This window comes from Flavobacterium sp. (assembly GCF_044339515.1).
In the GTDB taxonomy this organism is placed as follows: Bacteria; Bacteroidota; Bacteroidia; order Flavobacteriales; family Flavobacteriaceae; genus Flavobacterium.
In genome coordinates this window covers 1-3,618 of record NZ_JBIIVK010000095.1, presented here as the reverse complement: position 1 = coordinate 3,618, position 3,618 = coordinate 1, and the positions used below count along the sequence as shown (strand labels likewise).

General features: G+C 28.3%; 4 protein-coding genes and 1 pseudogene. 4 read left to right on the top strand and 1 reads right to left on the bottom strand.

Annotated elements, in window-relative coordinates:
* The 4 genes from ACIQ0M_RS15345 to ACIQ0M_RS15330 form a co-directional block, all read left to right on the top strand.
* A partial coding sequence (locus ACIQ0M_RS15345) for a hypothetical protein (protein ID WP_396153808.1) occupies positions 1–180 on the top strand: 180 nt, incomplete at its 5' end.
* A 53-nt stretch (positions 181–233) separates the two neighbouring features.
* Positions 234–1,163 (top strand): ABC-three component system protein, encoded by a 930-nt coding sequence (locus ACIQ0M_RS15340; protein ID WP_396153806.1) that lies wholly within the window; start codon positions 234–236, stop codon positions 1,161–1,163.
* A 3-nt stretch (positions 1,164–1,166) separates the two neighbouring features.
* Positions 1,167–1,418, top strand: coding sequence for an ABC-three component system middle component 6 (locus ACIQ0M_RS15335; protein ID WP_396153804.1), 252 nt, complete (start codon positions 1,167–1,169; stop codon positions 1,416–1,418).
* Positions 1,405–3,126, top strand: a complete 1,722-nt coding sequence (locus tag ACIQ0M_RS15330) for a DUF2326 domain-containing protein (RefSeq protein ID WP_396153802.1) — start codon at positions 1,405–1,407, stop codon at positions 3,124–3,126. Before ACIQ0M_RS15335 ends, ACIQ0M_RS15330 begins: the two co-directional genes overlap by 14 nt.
* Positions 3,127–3,215: 89 nt before the next feature.
* Here ACIQ0M_RS15330 and ACIQ0M_RS15325 read toward each other — a convergent pair.
* Positions 3,216–3,618 (bottom strand): annotated as a pseudogene (locus tag ACIQ0M_RS15325) (group II intron maturase-specific domain-containing protein); the annotation flags it as partial.

The window sequence follows — 3,618 nt, the reverse complement described above, 5'->3', positions numbered from 1 at the left end:
AGTCCAAGGGAGGAAACGGGTCTTATGCAGCTTATAGGTCTCAACCCTACAAAACGTTTTAGTTCACCCGTTTCCCTTTCGGAAAAATATGAATTTAATTTAAGATGCAAACTAAAGGCAAAACGTTGTGCGACACCTTATTCGCGTAGACAAACAACCATATTTTTAAAAATAAAATAATTATTTAATACGTTTATTTTCACTTTATTTGCATTATAATTATACAATCAAAAATGACAAGGGAAGAAAAATATCTTGGTAGAATTTTACTTAAAAATAAATTTTATGAGGCTGACAAGCAATCATATGAAGATTTGTTTACTAAAATAATGCAAAATCAAGATTCTAACTTCAAACAAATTAAACCACAAGGAAGTCTTGGAGATGGTAAGTGTGATGGTTTTAATGTAAAAACTGGGGAATATTATCAAGTGTATGCTCCAGAAGATTTAACAGGAAATGAAGCTACATTACTTTCAAAAATGGACGCTTCTATCATTGGATTACTAGATTTTTGGGAAGAAAAAGGATTTGATGTTAAACAATTTAATTATGTAGTAAAAGATAATTATCGAAATGTTTACGCTCTTATATATACAAATGCAAAAGCAATTGCAAAAAAACATCAAATTAAATGTGAAGTTAAAACCTGTAAAGATTTAGAAGATATTTTTATGGAGTTTAATTTAGAAGAAATGGAATATATTTTAGGAGGTATGATTCCAAATCCTGATAATATCTCAAATTTTGAATATGATATTATGAATGAAGTAGTAAATCATTTAAAAGAACGAAAATCGAGAAATATATTAGAGAAAATTCCATCAAATCCTAACTTTGATAATAAAATTATTTTTAATTCATTGAGTGAAGTTATAAGTGAAATTCTAAATATTGCACAAAGACAGAATTACGCTATAAATGATTTTTTTCAATTAAATAGTAGATTTATCAAGGAAGATTTAAGAGAGATATTTACTACTTTATATGAAGAAGCAAAAGAATTAATTCCTGAAAGCGAAACTAAAAATGACGAGATTTTTCTTTATATTGTTGAAAAATCTAGTCCGAATGACAAACATAACACTCAAGATGCTATCTTTGTACTTATGGCTTATTATTTTGAATATTGTGATATCTTTGAAACACCAACTAACAATTAATTTATGATTTTACCTACAAAACATATTAGATTTTCAGAATCATTACTTGGTTTAGGCGGTATATTATTAAGTTTTATTAATGAACCTAAAACAGTTGATGATATTTGGTTCAAATATTCTGAAATAAATAATTCTAAAAAAGGATTTCCTGCATATCACAATTTTGATAATGTTATTCTAGCTTTAAACTATCTTTATCTTATTGGAGCAATATTAATAGACAATAACGGAAAAATTCACAATGCGGTTAATTGAATTAAGAGCAAATAAAAAATCCTTTCATACTGTAACATTTAATCAAAATGGTATAACGGTAATTGCTGCTATTAAAGAAACTGAAGACCAAAAAAAAACATATAATAGTGTTGGTAAGTCACTTACTATTGCATTAATACATTTTTGTTTGGGTTCAAATTCTAATAAAGAATTTTTAAAATTAGAAGATTGGATATTCACTCTTGATTTTAAAATTGGAAGTGAAGAATTTACTTCTATTAGGTCAACAATCAATCAAAAAGAAATTGAGTTAAATGGTGAAAAATATACCTTAAAAGAATTTAATAAAATTTTAGAAGATAAACTTTTTAGAATAAAAGAAAATACAAAATATGTTACTTTTAGAAGTTTAATGCCTCGTTTTATTAGATATGGTGAAGATGGTTATATTTCAAACGATAGATATATTAAAAAAGAAAATCCATTAGCTACACTCTTAAACAATGCATTTTTATTAGGTCTAGACACAGATTTAATTCTAAAAAAAGCTGATTTAAGAGAGAAAGAGTTAAATATAAGTAAACTAAAAGCTCAATTAAACAATCCAGAATTTAAAGCAATTTTTGGAACAGAGAATAAAAAAGATTTAGAAATTAAGATTGTTGAGCTTGAAACACTTATTAATAGATATAAAAAAAGTATTGAAGAATTTGTAATTGCTGAAGACTATAATTCAATAAGAAAAGAAGCTGACAAGATTTCTTATGACCTGAAAAATCTAAAGAATAAAGCTTCTAAATTGCAAATAGCAATTTCTAATATTGATAAAAGTTTAGAAATTCAACCTGACATATCAAAAGAGCAAATAATACAATTGTATGAAAATGCAAAATTTGAGCTTGGTGAAATGGTAATCAAAAAATTGGCAGAATTAGAACAATTTAATAGCCAAATTTTAGATAATAGAAAGAGAAAATTAATTCAAGAAAAAAGAGATTTTGAATTTCAACTATTAGAAATTAGTAAAACAATTTCTGAACTTGGTAGTCAAGAAGATGAAAAGTTGCAATATTTGAATTCAACAGGTGCATTAGATGATTACACTAAATTAAATCAAGCATTAAGTGATAATGAAAAGAAGTTGCATTCATTATTACAATATAAAAAACTAGAATCAGATTATAAATTGTTTGTTGAAGAAAACAAAAAAGATTTTACAAACGAAAATATAATAACAGCTAAATATATTGAACAAGTAGATGATTTAATAAAAGAAAATATAATTCTTTTTAAATATTTTGTTGAAAAATTTTATTCTGAAAAAAATTCTGGAATAACGATTTTAAACAATGAAGGAAAGAATGCAACTAGATTTGATATAAAAGCTAAAATTCAGGATGATGCTGGAAATGCTGTTAAAGAAGTGAAAATTTTCTGTTATGATTGGACTATATTAAAAGGTAAACACAATCACAATGTAAATTTTTTATTTCACGATAGTAAAATTACTGGAGATATGGATACTCGCCAAGTTAAAACTATGTTTGAAGTAGCACATAATGAATGTAAACTTAATGATTTTCAATATATTATTTCATTAAATCAAAGCGTAATTGAAAGCTTAAAAAGTGAAATGACAAGTGAGGAACATAAAGAATTAGTTACAGATCGAATTAAACTTACATTAAGTGATAAGTCTCCTGAAGAAAAATTACTTGGAATACAAATAGATTTGAATTACGAATAATATCTAAATAAAAAGGCGATCGCACAATCGAGTAGACTGCCCTGCCAGAAACTAGCAGGGAGAGCCTCTCACACCACCGAGCGTACGGGTCACGTACTCGGCGGTTCGCAAAGAGATGGGTTGAGTTGAATGTAGACTTCCGTTAAGGATTCGTATCCCTTTTGTTTCAAGCGTTTCAAAGTAATAGTTGTTCCTAAAATCGGACTTTGAGCAATCGCCCAACCACCTTTTCGAGTTCTGCTCCACATGTAGGCGTGGTCTTGGTCAACCCCCAATTGAATCAGGTTTTTCCTTTTCCTTTCTCCTCCCGCCTGCTGGCTCGTTCGCTAAAAATGTCCACCGGACATTTTCTTAACGCTCCGCCCTCCAATCGTGCCAGATGCAATACCGCAGTCGGTTGCGTAGCCAACCGTCAATGTCTCGTACTTTTCCCATGATATTGGTTCCTCGAAAATAGTTTAACCATCCTCGTTGGATTTCCTTTATCTTGGT